The organism is Rhizobium zaerense, from assembly GCF_051810725.1.
Taxonomy (GTDB): domain Bacteria; phylum Pseudomonadota; class Alphaproteobacteria; order Rhizobiales; family Rhizobiaceae; genus Rhizobium; species Rhizobium leguminosarum_I.
This window is the reverse complement of sequence record NZ_CM132690.1, coordinates 1,069,804-1,089,746: the sequence shown is the minus strand read 5'-3', so window position 1 is coordinate 1,089,746 and position 19,943 is coordinate 1,069,804. Positions and strand designations below refer to the sequence as shown.

The window sequence follows — 19,943 nt, the reverse complement described above, 5'->3', positions numbered from 1 at the left end:
TCTGCGGACGCGCCGCCGATCGCAAACCCGGGAAGAGACTGAAAGAGCAGCGATGAAGATCACCAAACTCACCACCTATATCGTTCCCCCGCGCTGGCTGTTTTTGAAGGTCGAGACCGATGAAGGCATCGTCGGCTGGGGCGAACCGGTCGTCGAAGGCCGTGCGCTCACCGTTCAGGCCGCCGTCCATGAGCTGGAAGACTACCTGATCGGCAAGGATCCTTTCCTGATCGAAGACCACTGGACCGTGATGTATCGTGGCGGCTTCTATCGCGGCGGCGCCGTCCACATGAGCGCGATCTCGGGCATCGACCAGGCGCTGTGGGATATCAAGGGCAAAGCGCTCGGCCAGCCGATCCATTCTCTGCTCGGCGGTCAGCTCCGTGATCGCATCAAGGTCTATTCCTGGATCGGCGGCGATCGTCCCTCGGATGTCGCCAACAATGCCAAGGAAGTGGTTGCCCGCGGCTTCAAGGCGATCAAGCTCAATGGCTGCGAGGAAATGCAGATCGTTGACACCAATGAGAAGGTGGAAAAGGCGGTCGAGACCATCGCCATCATCCGCGAGGCGATCGGCCCACATATTGGCATCGGCGTCGATTTCCACGGTCGCGTGCACAAGCCGATGGCGAAGGTTCTCGCCAAGGAGCTCGATCCCTACAAGCTGATGTTCATCGAAGAGCCGGTGCTTTCCGAAAACAAGGAAGCGCTGCGCGATATCGTCAACCACACCTCTACGCCGATTGCGCTCGGTGAACGGCTCTTTTCGCGCTGGGACTTCAAGCAGGTCCTTTCGGACGGCTATGTCGACATCATCCAGCCGGATCTCTCCCATGCCGGCGGCATCACCGAATGCCGCAAGATCGCGGCCATGGCCGAAGCCTATGACGTGGCGCTGGCACCGCATTGCCCGCTGGGTCCGATCGCGCTTGCCGCCTGCCTGCACGTCGATGCCGTCAGCTACAATGCCTTCATCCAGGAACAGAGCCTCGGCATCCATTACAACAAGGGCAACGACATCCTCGACTACATCTCCAACAAGGAGGTGTTCCAGTATGCCGATGGTTTCGTCTCGATCCCGCAGGGTCCAGGGCTCGGCATCGAGGTCGACGAGGCCTATGTCATCGAACGCGCCAAGGAGGGCCACCGCTGGCGCAACCCGATCTGGCGGCATGCCGACGGCAGCTTCGCCGAATGGTGAGAGCGCATAACCCCGAAAATCGGAACCGATTTTCGGAAAGGATTGTGCGCAATTCAAAGTGATAGGGTCGCGCAAGCGGCCCTTTTTCATTCACCGTGTAGGATGTCGGGGGTCTCGTCCGTCATAGTGGAAACTCAAAGAGGAGATTTCAGGATGGCCAGAGCAATCGCAATCATCGTCGCCCGCATCATCTTCAGCTTCGTCTTCTTCATGGCCGCCGGCTTCAAGTTCGCCGATATCGGCGCAACAGCGGGCTATATCACTGCCGCCGGTTTTCCGATGGCGACATTTCTTACCTGGGTCGCCGCCTTCTTCGAGATCGCGCTGGCGCTCGCTTTCATAACAGGGGCCTTCTTCACCGAGGCCAGCCTGCTCGCAGCCGTCTATGTGATCTTCCTCGCTTTCGCCTTCCACGGCCCATCCCATTGGCAACAGAACCAGGCCGAATTCGGCTTTTTCATCGATCACTTTACCTTCCTCGCCGGTCTGCTCTTTGCCGCCGTCCACGGGCCGGAGAGATGGGCGTTGAAGCAAACGCTTCTAAGATAACCGCGACGACCCGCCTCCTCCGGAACCAACTGCCGTGCTGAACAGTTGGCATGTCGGCAAAACGGCAAGGAGAGCCCACCCATGGAGCTGAAGGGAAAGATCGCATTGGTGACAGGCGCTGGTTCCGGCATCGGCAAAGCGGCCGCATTGCGGCTCGCCGCCGAGGGGGCGAGGGTCGCAGCATTGAGCCGCACCGCTGACGAGGTCGAAAAGACCTGCGCCGAAATCGAGGCCGCCAGTGGCCAGTCAATAGCGTTGACGGCAGATACCAGCGACGAAGCTCAAATGCGGGGCGCCGTCGCGCAACTGACCGACACCTTCGGCGGCCTCGACATCGTTGTCGCCAATGCTGGGATCAACGGCGTCTGGGCGCCGATCGACGATCTGAAGCCGGAAGAATGGGACAAGACCATCGCCGTCAATCTGCGCGGCACCTACCTGACCCTGCATCTGACGGTTCCGCATCTGAAGCGGCACGGCGGTTCGATCATCGTCGTCTCCTCGATCAACGGCACCCGAACCTTCACCACGCCGGGCGCCACCGCCTACACCGCAACCAAGGCAGGCCAGGTCGCCATGGCCCAGCAGCTCGCCCTCGAACTCGGCCGGCACGGCATTCGCGTCAATGCCGTCTGCCCGGGCGAGATCGACACCAATATCAGCGCCAATACCGACAGCCGCCATCGCGAGGAGACGGAGGTTCCGGTCATCTGGCCGCAGGGCGATATTCCGATCGCCGGCGGCAAGGCAGGCAAGAGCGAGGATGTTGCCGAAGCCATCCTCTTTCTCGCATCCGAACGCGCCCGACATATCACCGGTACGCCGATCTGGATCGACGGCGGCCAGGGTTTGTTGCGATAGCCCTTGCAGTCAGGAACTCAGCCGTTCAGCCGGGCGCTGTCGAGAGTATATAGTTCCTGCGCGCGCTGCACGCCGCGCAACACATAGCGCCCGATGCAGGCGAGTGATGTGCGTTCCTCCTCTGGTATCGCTGCGGCGAAATCGGAGGACATCAAGACGTTGAGATCGACCGAGCGGCAGATCGAGGCGATGCGGCTGACCTCGTTGACGGCAGGTCCGATGACGGTGAAGTCCAACCGGTCCTGGCTGCCGATATTGCCGTAAAAGACGTCGCCGATATGCAGGCCGATATAGACGTCGGTCGTCGCCCGGCCGTCGGTCGCACGCACGGCATTCAGCGTGGTCAGCTTTTCCCGCAGCAACGATTCGGCGCTCAGCGCCGCACGACATGTCTCCGCCGGCACCGCACCCTTAAAGATGGCGAGCACACCGTCGCCGATCAACTTCAGCACGTTGCCGCCGGACTCGTGGATCGCCGTGATCACTGCCTCGCTATAGTCGTTAAGCAGCGGGATGATCTCCTCCGGCGGCACGCTGTCGGAGATCTTGGTGTAGTTCAGCAGGTCGGAAAACCAGAGCGCCGCGGAAATCCGCTCCGATTTGCCGCGGCTGATCTTGCCTTCCATCACCTGGCGCGCGGCGTCCTCGCCGAGATAGACCTCGGCGATGGTGCGGGCGATACGCCCGAGCGCGATACATTTGATCGCCAGCCCCAGCACCGGCACCAGCTTGCGCAGGATGGCGAGGTCGTGATCGGAAAAGCCCTCCGGATGTTTCGTCGCGAAATGCGAGAAGAAGCAATCCATCTCGCCGATCGTGCCGGCCTCGGAAAAACGATGCATCATTGCCACGAAATCCGTGTGACCGGCTTCAGCGATCGTATCGAGCATGGAGAAATCGATCGGATCACCGAAGCCGAGACGCCGGCGTATCTCCCGCTCGTTGCGAGACCAAAGATGATAGAAGGCCGAACGCTGCCAGTTCGACGCCGCCTCCCCCGAGATCGTCGGACCATATTCGAATTCGGTCTGGACTTCCTCGACGCTGTCCCAGCGGAAGGCGCGGCCCTCATGCACCGGATGCAGCGTATCCATCAGCGCCAGACCGCGATCGAGCGGCAGGCCGGCATCCCGGCAAGCTGCGCAGAAACCGGTCATGAGCTCGGCTTCCGAGGCGCCTTTCAGTCCCTGCTCCGTGATCCAGGCTGCAATCGTGCTGACGTCACTGTAATCCATGCCGCTCACCTTCACTCGTGTCAAAGCTGTAGCCCGAATCCGGCATCGAAGGAAAGTCAATTGGCTCAATCGGCCGCGGGCATATTGTAGCGCGTGACGATTTCGACTGATGAAAGCGAGGGCGTAACCGCGCGCGGCAAGGCAGTCGCCCGGCTCATGATCGCCCGGAAGGCCGAACGCGCATCGGTTCTGAGATCATGATGCAGCACGAAGCCGATCCGGCGCGCGGCAAGCAGGGCGCGATTATCCGCATCAAGATCATGAGCGACGAAAACGCGGATGGGGCGTTTGGCCATGTCGAAGGCCGCAAGCACCGCCCGGTTGCCGCCGCCGATCGAATAGACGGCGCTGATGTCGGGGTCGGCCGCAAGCGCTGCCGCGGCAAGCGTTCCCGTCACAGCATCGGTGCCGTGCCCCTCGCTGATTTCGGTAATGCCGATGTCGGGATAACGGGCGCGGATGACGCGGCGAAAGCCGATTTCGCGCTCCTCCTCGCCACGGAACCGCCCGCTCGACAGCGTCACCAGCACCTTGCCACCATCACTCCCGAGAAATTCGCCGATCAGATAGGCGGCGGTCTCTCCCGCCGCCCGGTTGTCGGCGCCGGCATAGGCGATGCGTGCCGAATTCGGCAGGTCGGTCACCAGCGTCACGACGGGAATGCCGGCCGCATCCGCCCGCGCGACGGCGGCGGCCACCTCGACGACGTCAGGCGCCTTGAGTACGATGCCGTGCGTGCCGCGCAGCCGGATGCGATCGAGAAGCTGCACCAGTTCGGCCGGCTTCATCACCTCGGCAAAATGGAACCGGCAGCGGAAGACACCCGGCAGGAAGGTCGCCATCTCCGCCTCGAAGGCGGCCCGCACCGCATCGCTGAAACGCCGCGGCGTCTCCATGACGATATCGATCGCCAGCATGCGGCCGCTGCCCATTGCACCTGCCTGCTGCTTCTCCAGCTCCGCGATCGCCGCCTTCACCCGCATCTCGGTTTGCCGGCGCACACCCGGCCTGCCGTTCAGCACCCGGTCGACGGTCGCGGTGCTGAGCCCTGCTTGGAAGGCGATATCCTTGACGAGAAAGAGGTGTGCCATGCGACCGGCCTGATGGTTTTTTGATGGATTTCTGATCTATATCACCTGGCATCGCGGCGTATAGTGCCTCCATTGGAACGAGGGAGGAGCCCGCCATGAAGACCGACAACCAGCAGAAACTGCGCGCCGACCGTGTCTGGCTGAGTGAAGACGCCTGCGATCTCGATGAGTTTCGCGCGCTTGCAGAAAAGACGACGGCACTTGCCGATTACCCCTCGGCATCTGCGGTCGAAAAAAACGTGCTGATCTATGACAGCCGCAAGGTGATGATGGCGGCCGCAACGCCAGAAGGCCGACGCGCCGTGCTAGCCGAAATCTGCGACGCCTTCGGCGAGGGTCCTGGTGTCGTCGTGTTCAAGCGCGCTTACGAAGACACCGGCATCATCGGTCGAGCCAGCGTGATCTTCGATGCGATCATCGAGGAACAGCACCGCACCTCGACCGGCGGTGGCGATCACTTTGCCAAACCCGGCGCCAACGACCGTATCTGGAACTCGCTGGAAAAACATTGCCTAGCCGATCCGGCAAATTTCGCCGAATATTACGGCAATGCCATCATCGCTCTGGCCAGCGAAGCCTGGCTCGGCCCAAGCTACCAGATGACGGCGCAGGTCAACCGCGTCAATCCGGGCGGTTCGGCGCAGTCGGCGCATCGCGACTATCATCTCGGCTTTCAGTCGTCGAAGGTGATCGAACAATTCCCGGCGCATGTGCACCGGCTCTCGCCGGTGCTGACATTGCAGGGTGCGGTCGCCCATTGCGACATGCCGCTCGAAAGCGGCCCGACGCTCTTCCTGCCGCACAGTCAGACCTATGTACCGGGCTATCTCGCGCTGAAGCGGCAGGAGTTCCGGGATTATTTCGAGACCAACCATGTCCAGTTGCCGCTCGAAAAAGGCGACGTCGTCGTCTTCAATCCCGCCCTCTTCCATGCCGCCGGCACCAATCGCTCGGCCGATATCAAACGTGTCGCCAATCTCCTTCAGATCTCCTCCGCCTTCGGCCGGGCAATGGAAACCGTCAATCGCGAGAGGATGAGCGCCAGGCTGTTTCCGGCTTTGAAGGCCTTGCAGGGCAGGCTCTCGCCCAAGGAAATCGCCAACGCCGTCGCCGCCTGCGCCGAAGGCTACTCCTTCCCGACCAACCTCGACCGCGACCCGCCGCTCGGCGGACTGGCGCCGAAAACGCAGGCGCAACTGATGCATGAGGCGTTGCGGGAAGGCTGGAGCGATGAAGCCTTTACGGCTGCACTTGCCGAGCAGGCGGGCAAGAAGTTGAGCTAACTTGGAGGCTGGAGCCCCCTCATCCGCCCTACGGGCACCTTCTCCCCGAGGGGAGAAGGGGAAATCGAGACGTTGCCGCGAATCTCTTCTCCCCAGCGGGGGCCGAAGGACGGGTTGAGACCGGTGGCTCAACCCAAAGGTGCCGGCAGGCGGATGAGGGGGCATCCGCACGGACATAACAGCCTCCCGAACCGGCGGGAGGCCACGCAAATCATTACAAATGGAGGAACCACATGAGCACAGACCACGGCCGCCTGGACGGCAAGATCGCCATCGTCACCGGCGGCACGCAAGGGTTGGGCGCGACCATTGCCCGCCTCTTCGCCGAACGCGGCACGGAAGGCATCGTCATCTGCGGCCGCAACGAAGCCAAGGGCAAGGCGAAGGCGGCGGAGATTTCGGCTGCGACCGGCGCCAGAATCGTCTACGTCAAAGCCGACCTCGGCAAGATCGAGGATGCACAGAATGTCGTGCGCGCCTGTGACGAGACCTTCGGCCGTGTCGATGCGCTGGTCAATGCCGCCGCCATCACCGATCGCGGCACCATCCTCGATACCAGCCCGGAGCTCTTCGACTCCATTTTCGCCGTCAATGTTCGCGCGCCGTTTTTCCTGATGCAGGAGGCGGTGAAGGTCATGCGCCGCCAAAACATCGAGGGTACGATTGTCAATATCGGCTCGATGTCGGCCAAAGCCGGCCAGCCCTTCATCGCCGCCTATTGCGCCTCCAAGGGCGCGTTGGAAACGCTGACGAAGAACACCGCCTACGCGCTCCTGCGCAACCGCATTCGCGTCAACGGTCTGAACATCGGCTGGATGGCGTCCGAGGGCGAGGACCGGATCCAGCGCGAATATCACGATGCCCCCGCCGACTGGCTGGAGAAGGCGGCAGCAAGCCAGCCCTTCGGCCGCCTCGTCGATCCGCACGAGGTGGCGCGCGCCTGCGCTTACCTGTCGTCTTCCGAATCCGGCCTGATGACCGGCTCGGTCATCTGTTTCGACCAGTCGATTTGGGGCGCTTACGACGGCTCGCCGCATCCGGTCGCGGTGCTCTGACGAAACCGGAGCCCGGCATTTCCATCGCCGGGCTCTGGCACCTCCAGGTTTTTGCCGATAGGAAAAGAACGGCAGCATTCAGGGAGGAAACTGGCATGGGCGACAATCCGATTTATGAGATCCGCGACGAACGCTTCGGTGCAATGGTCATCGGCAGCGCCGGCCTCGAGGAGCTTTATTCCGGCTGCCGCTGGACGGAAGGCCCGGTCTGGTTTGCCGACCTGAACTGCCTTCTCTGGAGCGATATCCCGAATGAACGGATGATGCGCTGGACACCGGATGGGACCGTCTCCGTCTTCCGTTCGCCCTCCAATTACGTCAACGGCAACACCCGCGACCGGCAGGGACGGCTGGTCTCCTGCGAACATGGCGGCCGCCGCGTCACCCGCACCGAGACGGACGGCACCATCACCGTTCTCGCCGACAGCTACCAAGGCAAACGGCTGAACTCGCCGAACGACGTCGTCGTGCACTCCGACGGCGGGGTCTGGTTCACCGATCCAACCTACGGCATCCTGTCGGATTACGAGGGCCACAAGGCCGAGCCCGAGCAGCCGACGCGCAACGTCTACCGGATCGACCCCTTAAGCGGCGCGATCGACGCTGTCGTCGACGATTTCATCCAACCGAACGGCCTTGCCTTCTCGCCCGATGAGACGAAGCTTTATATTGCCGACTCCGGCTCATCAAAACATGACGTGCCGCGCCATATCCGCGTCTTCGACGTCGTAGACGGCAGGGCGCTTGCCAACAGCCGCTATTTCTGCAGCCTAGACGTCGGCAACCCTGATGGTTTCCGCTTCGATGTCAGCGGCAATCTCTGGACGAGCGCGTCCGACGGCGTACACTGCTTTTCGCCGGACGGCACCCTGCTCGGCAAGATCAGGGTGCCGCAGACGGTGTCCAACCTCACCTTCGGCGGCCCCAAGAAAAACCGGCTCTTCATCACCGCGACGCGCTCGGTCTATTCGATTTACATCAAAACGACCGGCGCACAATATCCGTGAGGATCAGGGCGCCGGCTTCAAGATCGCCGTTCCGGGATGACGAGTTCCGTAAAAAAAGCTAAAGCGCGTCACACGAATGAGATTCGATGTGCGCGCCTCAGAGCCTGATGCCGAAACTTGTGAGCGGTTTTCTGACCGCATCCGGTTCTGACAGCTCGCATATCCATTGCATCAAGGAGGAATATTATGACCCAATTTTCATGCGCCGAAAGGCGCCGCACCGTCCTTGATGCAGCAACCTGGAGAGCCTGACATGCGTTCCGTCGTTTCCTTCAACGAAGGCTGGAGTTTCCATGAGGGCTTCGGCCAGCGTTTGCTCGAAGCTTTCGATGCCGCCAAGTCGGTCAGCCTGCCGCATTCCGCCGTCGAACTGCCCTTCAGCTATTTCGACGAGACCAGCTACCAGCGTGCCTTCACCTACCAGAAGGTGTTGCGCTGGCTGCCGGAATTCGAGGGCCGCGAGATCTCGCTCGTCTTCGACGCCGCCATGGCCGACAGCGTCGTCTATCTGAACGGCGAAGAAATCATTGCCCATAAGGACGGCTACACGCCCTTCGAGGCCCGCCTCACCGGCAAGCTCGTCAAGGGCGAGAACCTCGTCACCGTCAAGATCGACGGCAGCGAGAACCCTGACATTCCCCCTTTCGGCGGCCGCATCGATTATCTGACCTATGCCGGCATCTACCGCGATGTCTGGCTGAAGGTCACCAACCCGGTCTCGATCCGCAATCTCAAGATCGAAACCACCGACGTTCTTCGCCCGGAGAAATCGGCGACCATACGCGTCGACATCGCCAACCCCGACGGCCGCAGCTTCTCGGCGACCGTCACCGCCACGCTGAAACAGGCCGACGGCACGGTGGTCGCCACTGCCGCAACCGAAACGATCGGCAGCCGCACCACGCTCTCCTTTGGCGGCCTCACCGGCATTGCCCTCTGGGACATCACCGATCCCACGCTCTATGACGTCACCGTCGAACTCAGGACCGAACACGGCTCCGACCGTCTTTCCACACGGTTTGGCTTCCGCACTGCCGAATTCACGCCGGAAGGTTTCCTCTTGAACGGCAAGCCGCTGAAGCTGCGCGGCCTCAATCGTCACCAGGCCTTCCCCTATGTCGGTTATGCTGCCGGCCGCTCCGCCCAAGAGCGTGACGCCGACATCATGAAGACGGTGCTGAAGTGCAATATCGTCCGCACCTCGCATTATCCGCAGTCGAAATGGTTCCTCGACCGATGCGACGCGATCGGCCTGCTGGTCTTCGAAGAGATCCCTGGCTGGCAGCATATCGGCGATGCCGAATGGCAGCAGGAATCGATCGAGAATGTTCGTCGCATGATCGAGCGCGACTGGAACCATCCCTCGATCATCATCTGGGGCGTGCGCATCAACGAGTCGCAAGATAATCACGATTTCTACGCCGAGACGAATCGCCTCGCCCGTGAACTCGACAGCACCCGCCAGACCGGCGGCGTGCGTTATCTCACCGAGAGCGAGCTGCTCGAAGACGTCTACACGATGAACGACTTCATCCTCGGCAATGAAGAGCTGCCGGGCGCCAACCGTCCGCGCACCGCGCTGCGCGCCCAGCAGGAAAATACCGGACTGTCGCACAAGGTGCCGTACCTCATCACCGAGTTCAACGGCCACATGCACCCGACCAAGATTTATGACCAGGAGCAGCGTCAGGCCGAGCATGTGCGCCGTCACCTGGAAGTGCTGAATGCCGCCTATGGCGATCCCGATATCTCCGGCGCCATCGGCTGGTGCATGTTCGATTACAACACCCACAAGGATTTCGGCTCCGGCGACCGCATCTGCTATCACGGCGTCATGGACATGTTCCGCGAGCCGAAATTCGCAGCCTATGCCTATATCAGCCAGTGCGACCCTTCCGAGGAGATCGTCATGCAGCCGGTGACCTTCTGGGCGCGCGGCGAACGCAATATCGGCGGCGTGCTGCCGCTGATCATCCTGACCAACTGCGACGAGGTGGAGCTGCAATATGGCTCGCTCAGCAAGCGCATCGGTCCGGACCGCGAGAACTATCCGCATCTGCCGCATCCGCCCGTCGTGCTCGACCATCGGCACTTCACCGCCGATGAACTCGGCACCTGGGGTCTCGAATGGATCGACGGCACTTTCACCGGCTATATCGGCGGCGAGCCGGTGGCCAGTCTGACGTTGGCGGCCGATCCGCTGCCGACGACCCTGGAAGTGGTTGCCGATAGCTCGACGCTGAAGGCCCGCGAACGCGACAGCACGCGGGTCATCATCCGCGCCCTCGACCAGCGCGGCCAGCGCCTGCCCTTCATGAACGACAGCATTTCGCTGAAGGTTCACGGTCCGGCAAGGATCGTCGGCCCGACCAATGTGCCGCTGCAGGGCGGCACCGCCGGCTTCTGGCTGGAGGCGACGGGGTTTACCGGCGAGATCACCGTCGAAGCGGTCTCCACGCGTTTCGCGCCGGTGACACTCGGTGTCACGGCCGGCTAGCGCATAACCCCGAAAAACGAAGTCGATTTTCGGAAAGGATTATGCGCAAACTCAGAGTGTTAGAGCGTCCTTAGCGCGTCTTACCGACGCGCGGCGCTCTAACGACCCTCACCCAATCCGGACCTGGCTCGCTGGATCGAAGAACACGGCCTTGTCGAGATTGAAGGCGAGGCGGGTTTGTTGTCCGGGAGCGATGCCGGTATCGGCGCGCAGGCGGGCGACGACGGATTTGCCGCCGAGCTTAGTGACGGCGAAGGTGTCGGAGCCGGCGGGTTCGACCACCTCGATCAGGCAATCGCCCTCGGTCAGCGCGCGCGCCTTGCGGTCGGCGCCATCGGGATCGGTCAGCGCCTCCGGGCGGATGCCGAAGATCACCTGTTTGCCGGTATAGGCGGTCAGGCCGTGATTGCCTGAGATGACCGGCAATCGGAGCGGGGCGGCATTCGGCCGCTCCAGCGAGACTTCGAGGCCGCCGGCGCCGTTTTCGACGGTGGCGGTCAAGAGGTTCATCGCCGGCGATCCCATGAAGTCGGCGACGAAGATGTTGGAGGGGCTGTTATAGATCTCGGCCGGCGTGCCGAACTGCTGCAGCACGCCATCCTTCAATACGGCGATCTTGGTCGCCAGCGTCATCGCCTCGATCTGGTCATGGGTGACATAGACGAAGGTGGTGCCCATGCGCTGATGCAGCCGCTTGATCTCGGTGCGCATGTCGACGCGCAGCTTGGCGTCGAGATTGGAGAGCGGCTCGTCGAACAGGAAGACCTGCGGATTGCGCACCAGCGCTCTTCCCATGGCGACACGCTGGCGCTGGCCGCCGGACAGCTGGCTCGGCTTGCGGTCGAGCAGATGGCCGATCTGCAGCATGTCGGAGACCTGGGCGATCGCCCTGGCGCGCTCCTCCTTCGGCACGCCGCGGATCTCCATGCCGAAGGCGATGTTGCCCGCCACCGTCATGTTCGGATAGAGCGCATAGGACTGGAACACCATGGCGATGTCGCGCTTGGAAGGATGCAGACCGCTGATGTCGCGCCCGTCGATCCTGATATCGCCAGAGGTGATCGTCTCCAGCCCGGCAATGGTGTTGAGCAGGGTCGACTTGCCGCAGCCGGACGGGCCGACCAGCACGAGAAAGCCGCCCTTTTCCAGTTCGAGGTCGATCCCCTTGAGAATGTCGACGGCGCCGAAGCGCTTTTTGAGACCGGAGATTTCGAGGAAGGCCATGGATTACCCTTTGACAGCGCCCGCCATCAGACCGCGCACGAAGTAGCGGCCGGCGAGGATATAGACGATGAGCGTCGGCACGGCGGCGATCATCGCCGCCGCCATGTTGACATTGTATTCGACGACGCCCGTCGAGGTGTTGACGACATTGTTCAGCGCCACCGTCATCGGCATGGATTCACCGGTGCCGGCATAGGCCGAGGCAAACAGGAAGTCGTTCCAGATATTGGTGAACTGGTAGATCACCGTGACGACGATGATCGGCAGCGAGTTCGGCAGCATGATGCGGCGGAAGATCTGGAAGAAGCTGGCGCCATCGACCTGGGCGGCCCTGACCAGCTCGGTCGGAAAGGCCTCGTAGAAATTGCGGAAGAACAGCGTCGTGAAGCCCAAGCCATAGACGACATGCACGAAGACCAGATTGACCGTCGGATTGCCGAAGCCGAAGCTCAAACCCGTGGAATTCTGCAGTGTGGCGCCGAAGCGGCCGAGCGAGCCGAGGATCGTTGCCATCGGCAGCAGCACCGACTGGAACGGGATGAAGCAGGCAAACAGCATCAGCCCGAACACCAGCGTATGGCCGGGAAAGCGCCATTTGGTCAGCACATAACCGTTCAGCGCCCCCATGATGGTGGAGATTGCGACGGCCGGCACCACCATCTTGATCGAGTTCCAGAAGTAGCCCTTGATGCCGGCGCAGGTCAGCCCGACGCAGGTCTCGCCCCAGGCCTTGATCCAGGGATCGAAGGTCGGCGCTTGCGGCAGCGCCAGCATGTTGCCGTTCTGGATCTCGTCCATGGTCTTGAACGAGGTCGTCAGCATGACGAAGAGCGGCATCAGATAAAGGACGGCAAAGATCAGCAGCAGGCCATAGATGACGGTGCGGCCGATCCAGCGGGTGTTGTTGGTCCTGTTATCGCCACCCTGCGGCAAAGCTGCGGCCAAGGTCTGGGTTGAAGAGGTCACGCTGCTCATCGGGCCTTCTCCTTCAGTTCGGAATAGAGATAGGGAACGATGATCGCCGAGATCGTCATCAGCATGATGATGGCGCTGGCCGAGCCGACGGCCATTTCGTTGCGCTTGAAGGTGTATTCATACATGAAGTTGGACGGCAGCCAGGCCGAGCCGCCGGGGCCGCCGGAGGTCAACGCCACCACCAGGTCGTAGGACTTGATTGCCATATGGGCGAGCACGATGAAGGCGGAGAGGAAGATCGGCCGCAGCAGCGGAATGACGATGCGCCGATAGAGCTGGAATGGCGAGGCGCCGTCGATCTGGGCGGCCTTCATGATCTCGCCGTCGATGCCGCGCAGGCCCGCCAGGAACATCGCCATGACGAAGCCCGACGCCTGCCAGACGCCGGCAATGACGACGGTGTAGATGACGAAGTCCTTGTTCTTGATCCAGTCGAAGTGGAAGCTGGTCCAGCCAAAATGGTGCAGCGTCTGTTCCAGCCCGAGGCCGGGATCGAGGAACCATTTCCAGGCAACGCCGGTGACGATGAACGACAGCGCCATCGGGTAGAGGAAGATCGGCCGGAGCAGACCCTCGCCGCGGATCTTCTGATCGAGCAGGATGGCGAGGAGCAGGCCGAGCGCCAGGCAGATGCCGATATAGAGGAAGCCGAAGATCGCCATGTTGGTGATCGAAGTATACCAGGAGGACGGCGGATCGCTCTCGAAGGTCCAGCGCCACAGCCGCTGATAGGCGCGTGGCCCGGTCAGCGCATAGGAGGGAAAGGTCTTGGAATTGGTGAAGGAGAGATAGGCCGTCCAGACGATGAAGCCGTAGACGAAGATGATGGTGATGACGAAGCTCGGCGCCAAGACGATCTTCGGCAGCGCATCCTGCAGCCGGCCCCGCAACGAGATCGCCGTCGATTGCCGCGGCGTCAGAACCGGATCGGTGGTCGCAACGGTGCTCATGGAATATCATCTCCTCCCTGCATAATCGTCCGGGCAATCCGCCCTGCATGATCATCCCGCATGATCGGCGCGGAGCCTGAAGCTTCCCCGCGAGCATGCGGGGAAGCATTTGTCATCACACGTGGTCTCAGCGGGCGTCGTCGATCGCCTGGACGAGCTGCTTGACGGCTTCGTCGGAGGTCTTGATCTGGCCGTGGACGAACTTCGAGACGACATCCTTGTAGGCATTGGCAATCGCCGGCGGGGCGCCGTAGCCTTGCGCCAGCGAACCGAACAGCGTGCCGCCCTCGTTGGCTGCCTTCAGATCGGCGATGCCCTTCTTGCCGCAAGCGTCGAAGTCGGTATCGGGAACGTCGGTACGAGCCGGCACCGAACCCTTGACGACGTTGAAGGCCGACTGGAAGCTCTTCGACAGCGTTGCCTTCGCCAGCGCCACCTGGGCCGCCTTGCGGTCATCGGGAACGTTGAACATGCCGAACATGTCGGAGTTGTAGACCACGCTGCCGTCGGTGCCGGGGAAGCGGTAGCACAGGAAGTCGGTGTCAGGCGTCTTCTTGGCGGCGACGAATTCGCCCTTGGCCCAGTCGCCCATCACCTGCACCAGCGCATCGCCCTTGATGACCATGGCGGTCGCCAGGTTCCAGTCGCGGCCCGAGAAGTTCGGGTCGACATACTTGATGATCGTGGCGAGGTTATCGAACGACTTCTTCATCGTGTCGGACTTCAGCGATTCCTCGTCGAGGTCGTTGAAGGCCTTCTTGTAGAACTCCGGCCCGCCGGTCGACAGCACGATGGAATCGAACATCGTCGCTTCCTGCCAATTCTGGCCGCCAAGCGCCAGCGGGATGACGCCGGCGGCCTTGGCCTTGTCGAGCAGCGCGATCAGCTCGTCGAAGGTCTTCGGCTGGGTGCCGCCGATCTTGTCCATCACCGCCTTGTTGATCCACAGCCAGTTGACCGAGTGGACGTTGACCGGGGCGGCAACCCACTTGCCGTCATAGACCGAGAACTTCTGCAGGGCTGCCGGAACCGACTTGTCCCAGCCTTCCTTCTTCGCCGTCTCGGTCAGATCGCCCATAACGCCGGCCTGGGCATAATCGAGCACGGTATAGCCGAGCATCTGCGAGGCTGTCGGATAGGTGCCGGCCGCCACCATTGCCTTCAGCGCCGTCATCGCCGCATCGCCGCCACCGCCGGCAACCGGCACGTCCTTCCAGGCAAAACCTTCCTTCGAAAGATCCTGCTTCAAGACGTTCAGTGCCGCTGCCTCGCCGCCCGACGTCCACCAGTGCAGCATCTGTACTTCCTTGACGTCGGCGGCGTGGGCCGCACTGAGGCCGGCCATCATCACGACAGCAACAGCTGCCGAGCTCAAAAACTTGCGCATGAATTTCCTCCCATTTGCAAATCGGCGGCGGGACCTCCCAGCCGCCCGACGCCTCCCGCTCTTGCAGCGGTCAGCATACGGCCGCACTCCTCCGCGCGGTTGCTAATTTAAAACGTTATAAGTCATAGGCCGTCAAGCCCTTTCTCGGCAGTCGAGAAAAATATGGTTATTTCGCCATTCTATTGAATTTGCTATGAATTATATTCGTGACTAACAAAACGTTAAAATTTAAAACGTTTTCATTCGTCGATTGCGTGCTGAAATCGTCGTGTTATTGTGTCGGCAAATCCAGCATGGAAAACCAAGGGTGACCGAACCGTCCCGACCGCAGCGCGGCGAAAATCTCGATATCACGCATAAGCGCGGCAAGCCGACCTTGCGAACGATCGCCACGATCGCCGGCCTTGCGGTGACGACGGTGTCACGGGCGCTTTCCGATGCGCCGCAGATTTCGCTCGAGACCCGTCAACGGGTGCACCGCATCGCCCGCGAGATCGGCTACCTCCCCGACCGCGCCGCGCAGCGTCTGAAGACCGGCCGCACCAACGTCATCGCCATCTTGCTCGATTCGCACGAGGAAGTGGTCGGTTTCAGTACCTCGATCATGTACGGCATCGCCAAGGCGCTGAAGGAAACCTCCTACCATCTTGTCGTCGCCCCGAACTTCCTGTCGACGACCGATATCGAGGCCGCCGAATACATCATCCGCAACCATCTCGCCGACGGGCTGATCTTCACGCGCACCGAACCGCTCGATGCCCGCGTCCGCCTGCTGCTCGAAACCGGCTTTCCCTTTGTCTGCCACGGCCGCACCGAATTTTCGACGCCGCACCCCTATGTCGACTACGACAATTTCACTTTTGCCTATGAGGCGGCGCGCCGGCTGATCGCCAAGGGCCGCAAAAAGGTAATGTTGATCCTGCCGCCAAAACGGCTGACCTTCTGCCAGCATATCCTGCACGGCTTCATGACGGCGGTGCGGGAGGCAGGCATTGCCTATGAAATCCCCGAGGCAGTCGATCTCGATACACCGGCAGACGTGCTGCGCGACTTCATCCGCAGCCGCGCTGATGCCCCGGATGCTCCTGATGGTTTCATCTGTCCCGGCGAAGTTTCGGCGCTCGCCGTCATCAGCGGCGTGAGCGATGCCGGCCGCATACTCGCCGTCGATTACGATATCGTCGCAAAGGAGACGTCCCGCCTTCTCACCCAGCTGCAGCCGAAGGTCGACACTATCCACGAGGACCTGACGGCGGCCGGCGAGGATCTGGGACGCATGCTGCTGCAGCGCATCAGCAATCCGGACGCCGAGGATCTGCAGCTCCTGCTGCCGCCGCAGATCAACTTTCCGATCGGTTAGGCTACTCGGCTATGGGAGGCGCTAGCACCCCGAAGCCAAAAACCGCCGTGAAATCAATGTCATCTCATCGTTTAATGACGCTCACGCTTCAAAACTGTTTCCATGACGCGTGATTTGTCCTAGAAGCACCGCTTAATCCGGTCGCAGCCCACCCGGTCAAAACAAGGGATCCAAAATATGAAAACCATCGTCGTCTGCTCCGGCGGACTGGACTCCGTTTCGCTTGCTCATAAGGTAGCGACGGAAAAACAACTTATCGGTCTCGTCTCCTTCGACTACGGCCAACGGCATCGCAAGGAACTCGACTTCGCCGCCAGATGTGCCTTACGCCTCTCCGTTCCCCATCATATCGTCGACATCGCCGGCATCGGCGGCCATCTCAGCGGATCGGCCCTGACAGACAATGTCGAGGTTCCGGATGGCCACTACGCCGAGGAAACCATGAAAGCCACCGTCGTGCCGAACCGCAATGCCATCATGCTGGCAATCGCATTCGGTCTGGCTGCGGCGCAAAAAGCAGATGCCGTTGCCGTCGCCGTGCATGGCGGCGACCACTTCATCTATCCGGACTGCCGGCCTGGCTTCATCGATGCCTTCCAGCGCATGCAGAACGAAGCGCTGGACGGTTATGCCAGCGTGAAACTGCTGGCCCCCTACGTCGATGTTTCCAAAGCCGCGATCGTTGTTGACGGCGAAAAACACGGCACGCCGTTTTCGGAAACCTGGTCCTGCTACAAAGGCGGCGAACTTCACTGTGGGCGCTGCGGAACCTGCGTGGAACGCCGCGAAGCGTTCCATCTTGCCAATGTTCCCGATCCCACGGAGTACGAAGACCCGGACTTTTGGAGAGCGGCCGTGTCGCGATACTCGGCCACGGAGGTGCGTTGATGTACCGCATCACCAAGGAGTTTCATCTCTCCGCCTCCCATCAATTGGATCACCTGCCTGTCGACCATCAATGTGCTCGGCTCCACGGTCACAACTACGTCGTCGTCGTCGAACTGGCTGCGGAAAACCTGAATGATGATGGCTTCGTCCGTGACTATCACGACCTCTCGCCGCTCAAACGCTATATCGACGAAACTTTCGATCATCGTCACCTGAACGATGTCTTCGGCCATTCGAAAGTTACCTCCGAATTTCTGGCAAGGCACTTTTACGACTGGTGCAAACAGCGCTTCCCGGAGACATCGTCCGTTCGCGTCAGCGAGACCCCTAAAACCTGGGCGGAGTACAGGCCGTGAGCGTGGGGAGCATTCGCGTCAGCGAAATCTTTGGCCCGACCATACAGGGTGAAGGTGCTTTGATCGGGCTGCCGACTGTGTTCGTGAGGACAGGCGGCTGTGACTATCGGTGTTCCTGGTGCGACAGTCTTCACGCGGTCGACAGCGCATTCCGGGATCAATGGATTCCCATGTCCACTGAGGCGATCTGGCATAAAGTCACCGAACTCTCCGGGGGAAAGCCACTGACGGTTTCCCTTTCCGGAGGCAATCCGGCGATTCAGCCCTTAAAGCCGCTGATCGAGCTTGGCCATTCGCAAGGATATCGCTTCGCCCTGGAAACACAGGGAAGCGTAGCCCAGGGCTGGTTTCGCGATCTCGACACCCTGGTCATCAGCCCCAAACCGCCATCAAGCGGAATGCTGACGGATTGGAACCAGGTGGATCATTGTCTTCAACTGGCCGCCGGCGGACCGGAGGTCGCATTGAAGATCGTTGTCTTCGATGAAACCGACTACGAATTCGCCCAACAGGCGGGGCAGCGCTATCCCCAAATTCCCTTGTTCCTTCAGCCCGGCAATCATACGCCGCCGCCGCCCGATGACGATGACGCGCGCGTTGATATCGACGGCGTGATGGATCGGATGCACTGGCTTGTCGATAAGGTGACGGCCGACCAATGGTTTGCGGTACGCGTACTGCCCCAATTGCACGTGCTGCTCTGGGGAAACAAGCGAGGCGTATGAGCCTGCCTGCACTGAAACTATGCGGCAACACGCTCCGGAAAGGCGAAAACATCGACGGGCTCTCCAAGCCCGCGCAGCGGGAAAGTGCCGAGGCTATCCATGTCCTTCGCGCAGTCCGCCATTTCGACGAAGGCCCGCGATAAGAGTACTGGACGCTTGACCTCCTTGGTCAAGGTTTCCAGCCGAGAGGCGACATTGACCGCAGGGCCGATCACGGTGAAATCCAGCCGCCGGCGCGAGCCGATATTGCCGTACATAACGTCGCCGACATGCACGCCGACGCCATAGCGCAGCGGTTCGCGTCCGTTGCCCGCATACTGCTCATTCAATTGCGCCATTAAAGCCTGCCCTTCGCGGATCGCCTGCAGCAGATCATGACAGGCCGTGTTCTTGCTCAATGGGAAGATCGCCAGCAATCCGTCGCCCATGAACTTCAGGATTTCTCCTCCATACCGCTCGATCGGGTCCGACATGGCGTCGAAATAGTCGTTGAGCAGATGGATGACATCGTCACGCGGCCAGAGATCGGAGATCGCCGTAAAGTCGCGCAGGTCGCAGATCATGATGGCGGCACCGACGGTCGCGCCGCTGCCGCGCGTCGTGACGCCCGACAGGATCTGTTCGCTCGCATGCGGTCCGACATAGGTCTGCAGCAGCGTGCGTGCCATGATGTTCTTCAGCCGGATTTCGCTGACGAGGGTTAATGCCGGCAGCAGATCGCGCAGGAAATCGACATGCTCGCCGGTAAAACCTCCCGGGCGACTGGTGGAAAATGTCGCGACATGCCGTTTGCCGAAAGTATGCTCGAGGGGCCAGGCGATATACTCTGTGAGGCCGTCATCGCGCAGTTCCTGATAGAATGAATCCTCGTCGCCGCTGGCTGTGCCTTCCAGTTGTCTGCGCACCTCCTCCGCACCCTGATGGATCGCGTTGACGGGACTGTTCAGGAACTCCGGCGTATTTTCGACACCATAGGCGAAAGTGTTGATCTTCGCCTCGGCCAGGCCCTCCTTCCAGAGGATGCGGGCGCCGATCCATTGCGGATGGTTCGTCCTGAAATGCAATGTCGCCCGCGCCAACGGCACTCCTGAGGCCAAAAGCTTCTCGCACATCTCCACCAGGATATTGTCGATGAACCGCTCGCCGCGCGTCTCGTTCACCAGCCAGTCGAGAATCCGTCTTCTGCGGATCGGCCAGACGCCCTCTTCCGCTTCGACAGCAGTCCCGACCTTGTTCAAAATAGACGACATCAAAAACTCCCGCTATGCCGCATCATCGGCGAAGACCGAATTTAGTTTC

General features: G+C 61.2%; 18 protein-coding genes. 11 read left to right on the top strand and 7 right to left on the bottom strand.

The window, feature by feature from the left end; translation table 11 throughout:
- The first annotated feature begins 52 nt into the window (after positions 1-52).
- From dgoD to ACS4RR_RS05240, 3 genes are all read left to right on the top strand, one after another.
- On the top strand, positions 53-1,201 hold the full coding sequence (gene dgoD / locus ACS4RR_RS05250; protein ID WP_260109472.1) for a galactonate dehydratase: 1,149 nt from the start codon (positions 53-55) through the stop codon (positions 1,199-1,201).
- Between the two features lie 153 nt (positions 1,202-1,354).
- On the top strand, positions 1,355-1,750 hold the full coding sequence (locus tag ACS4RR_RS05245; RefSeq protein ID WP_260109473.1) for a DoxX family protein: 396 nt from the start codon (positions 1,355-1,357) through the stop codon (positions 1,748-1,750).
- 81 nt (positions 1,751-1,831) lie between these two features.
- Positions 1,832-2,611: an SDR family oxidoreductase gene (locus ACS4RR_RS05240; protein ID WP_260109474.1), complete on the top strand. Its 780-nt coding sequence runs from the start codon at positions 1,832-1,834 to the stop codon at positions 2,609-2,611.
- A 17-nt stretch (positions 2,612-2,628) separates the two neighbouring features.
- On the opposite strand, the gene ACS4RR_RS05235 is transcribed toward ACS4RR_RS05240, so the two are convergent.
- Positions 2,629-3,846: an adenylate/guanylate cyclase domain-containing protein gene (locus ACS4RR_RS05235; protein ID WP_170259899.1), complete on the bottom strand. Its 1,218-nt coding sequence runs from the start codon at positions 3,844-3,846 to the stop codon at positions 2,629-2,631.
- Positions 3,847-3,911: 65 nt separating this feature from the next.
- A complete protein-coding gene (locus ACS4RR_RS05230) occupies positions 3,912-4,937 on the bottom strand; it encodes a LacI family DNA-binding transcriptional regulator (protein ID WP_260109475.1) in 1,026 nt (341 codons plus the stop codon).
- Positions 4,938-5,032: 95 nt separating this feature from the next.
- Between ACS4RR_RS05230 and ACS4RR_RS05225 the strand changes: the two genes are divergently transcribed.
- From ACS4RR_RS05225 to ACS4RR_RS05210, 4 genes are all read left to right on the top strand, one after another.
- Positions 5,033-6,220, top strand: coding sequence for a phytanoyl-CoA dioxygenase family protein (locus tag ACS4RR_RS05225; RefSeq protein ID WP_456189798.1), 1,188 nt, complete (start codon positions 5,033-5,035; stop codon positions 6,218-6,220).
- Between the two features lie 233 nt (positions 6,221-6,453).
- The gene (locus tag ACS4RR_RS05220) at positions 6,454-7,275 is read left to right on the top strand and encodes an SDR family oxidoreductase (protein WP_260109477.1); all 822 of its coding nucleotides are present in this window, start codon (positions 6,454-6,456) and stop codon (positions 7,273-7,275) included.
- 95 nt (positions 7,276-7,370) lie between these two features.
- Positions 7,371-8,282: an SMP-30/gluconolactonase/LRE family protein gene (locus tag ACS4RR_RS05215; protein WP_260109478.1), complete on the top strand. Its 912-nt coding sequence runs from the start codon at positions 7,371-7,373 to the stop codon at positions 8,280-8,282.
- A gap of 253 nt (positions 8,283-8,535) precedes the next feature.
- On the top strand, positions 8,536-10,779 hold the full coding sequence (locus ACS4RR_RS05210; protein WP_260109479.1) for a glycoside hydrolase family 2 protein: 2,244 nt from the start codon (positions 8,536-8,538) through the stop codon (positions 10,777-10,779).
- 108 nt (positions 10,780-10,887) lie between these two features.
- Here ACS4RR_RS05210 and ACS4RR_RS05205 read toward each other — a convergent pair whose 3' ends face one another.
- From ACS4RR_RS05205 to ACS4RR_RS05190, 4 genes are all read right to left on the bottom strand, one after another.
- Complete coding sequence (locus ACS4RR_RS05205) at positions 10,888-12,003, bottom strand: ABC transporter ATP-binding protein (protein ID WP_017963935.1); 1,116 nt, start codon at positions 12,001-12,003, stop codon at positions 10,888-10,890.
- Positions 12,004-12,006: 3 nt separating this feature from the next.
- Positions 12,007-12,978, bottom strand: a complete 972-nt coding sequence (locus ACS4RR_RS05200) for a carbohydrate ABC transporter permease (protein WP_456189038.1) — start codon at positions 12,976-12,978, stop codon at positions 12,007-12,009.
- A complete protein-coding gene (locus ACS4RR_RS05195) occupies positions 12,975-13,928 on the bottom strand; it encodes a carbohydrate ABC transporter permease (protein ID WP_260109481.1) in 954 nt (317 codons plus the stop codon). The genes ACS4RR_RS05200 and ACS4RR_RS05195 overlap by 4 nt, the downstream gene beginning before the upstream one ends.
- Before the next feature lie 127 nt (positions 13,929-14,055).
- The gene (locus tag ACS4RR_RS05190) at positions 14,056-15,315 is read right to left on the bottom strand and encodes an ABC transporter substrate-binding protein (RefSeq protein ID WP_260109482.1); all 1,260 of its coding nucleotides are present in this window, start codon (positions 15,313-15,315) and stop codon (positions 14,056-14,058) included.
- 307 nt (positions 15,316-15,622) lie between these two features.
- Between ACS4RR_RS05190 and ACS4RR_RS05185 the strand changes: the two genes are divergently transcribed.
- The 4 genes from ACS4RR_RS05185 (at position 15,623) to queE (ending at position 18,644) form a co-directional block, all read left to right on the top strand.
- The gene (locus tag ACS4RR_RS05185; protein WP_260109483.1) at positions 15,623-16,675 is read left to right on the top strand and encodes a LacI family DNA-binding transcriptional regulator; all 1,053 of its coding nucleotides are present in this window, start codon (positions 15,623-15,625) and stop codon (positions 16,673-16,675) included.
- Positions 16,676-16,852: 177 nt separating this feature from the next.
- On the top strand, positions 16,853-17,563 hold the full coding sequence (gene queC / locus ACS4RR_RS05180) for a 7-cyano-7-deazaguanine synthase QueC (protein ID WP_456189797.1): 711 nt from the start codon (positions 16,853-16,855) through the stop codon (positions 17,561-17,563).
- The gene (gene queD, locus ACS4RR_RS05175) at positions 17,563-17,919 is read left to right on the top strand and encodes a 6-carboxytetrahydropterin synthase QueD (RefSeq protein WP_260056795.1); all 357 of its coding nucleotides are present in this window, start codon (positions 17,563-17,565) and stop codon (positions 17,917-17,919) included. Before queC ends, queD begins: the two co-directional genes overlap by 1 nt.
- Positions 17,916-18,644 carry a 7-carboxy-7-deazaguanine synthase QueE gene (gene queE, locus ACS4RR_RS05170; RefSeq protein ID WP_260297175.1) on the top strand — a complete coding sequence of 243 codons (729 nt, stop codon included), beginning with the start codon at positions 17,916-17,918 and terminating at the stop codon, positions 18,642-18,644. The genes queD and queE overlap by 4 nt, the downstream gene beginning before the upstream one ends.
- Positions 18,645-18,661: 17 nt before the next feature.
- Here the strand turns inward: queE and ACS4RR_RS05165 are convergent, their stop codons facing one another.
- The gene (locus ACS4RR_RS05165) at positions 18,662-19,894 is read right to left on the bottom strand and encodes an adenylate/guanylate cyclase domain-containing protein (RefSeq protein ID WP_456189796.1); all 1,233 of its coding nucleotides are present in this window, start codon (positions 19,892-19,894) and stop codon (positions 18,662-18,664) included.
- Positions 19,895-19,943 lie beyond the last annotated feature (49 nt).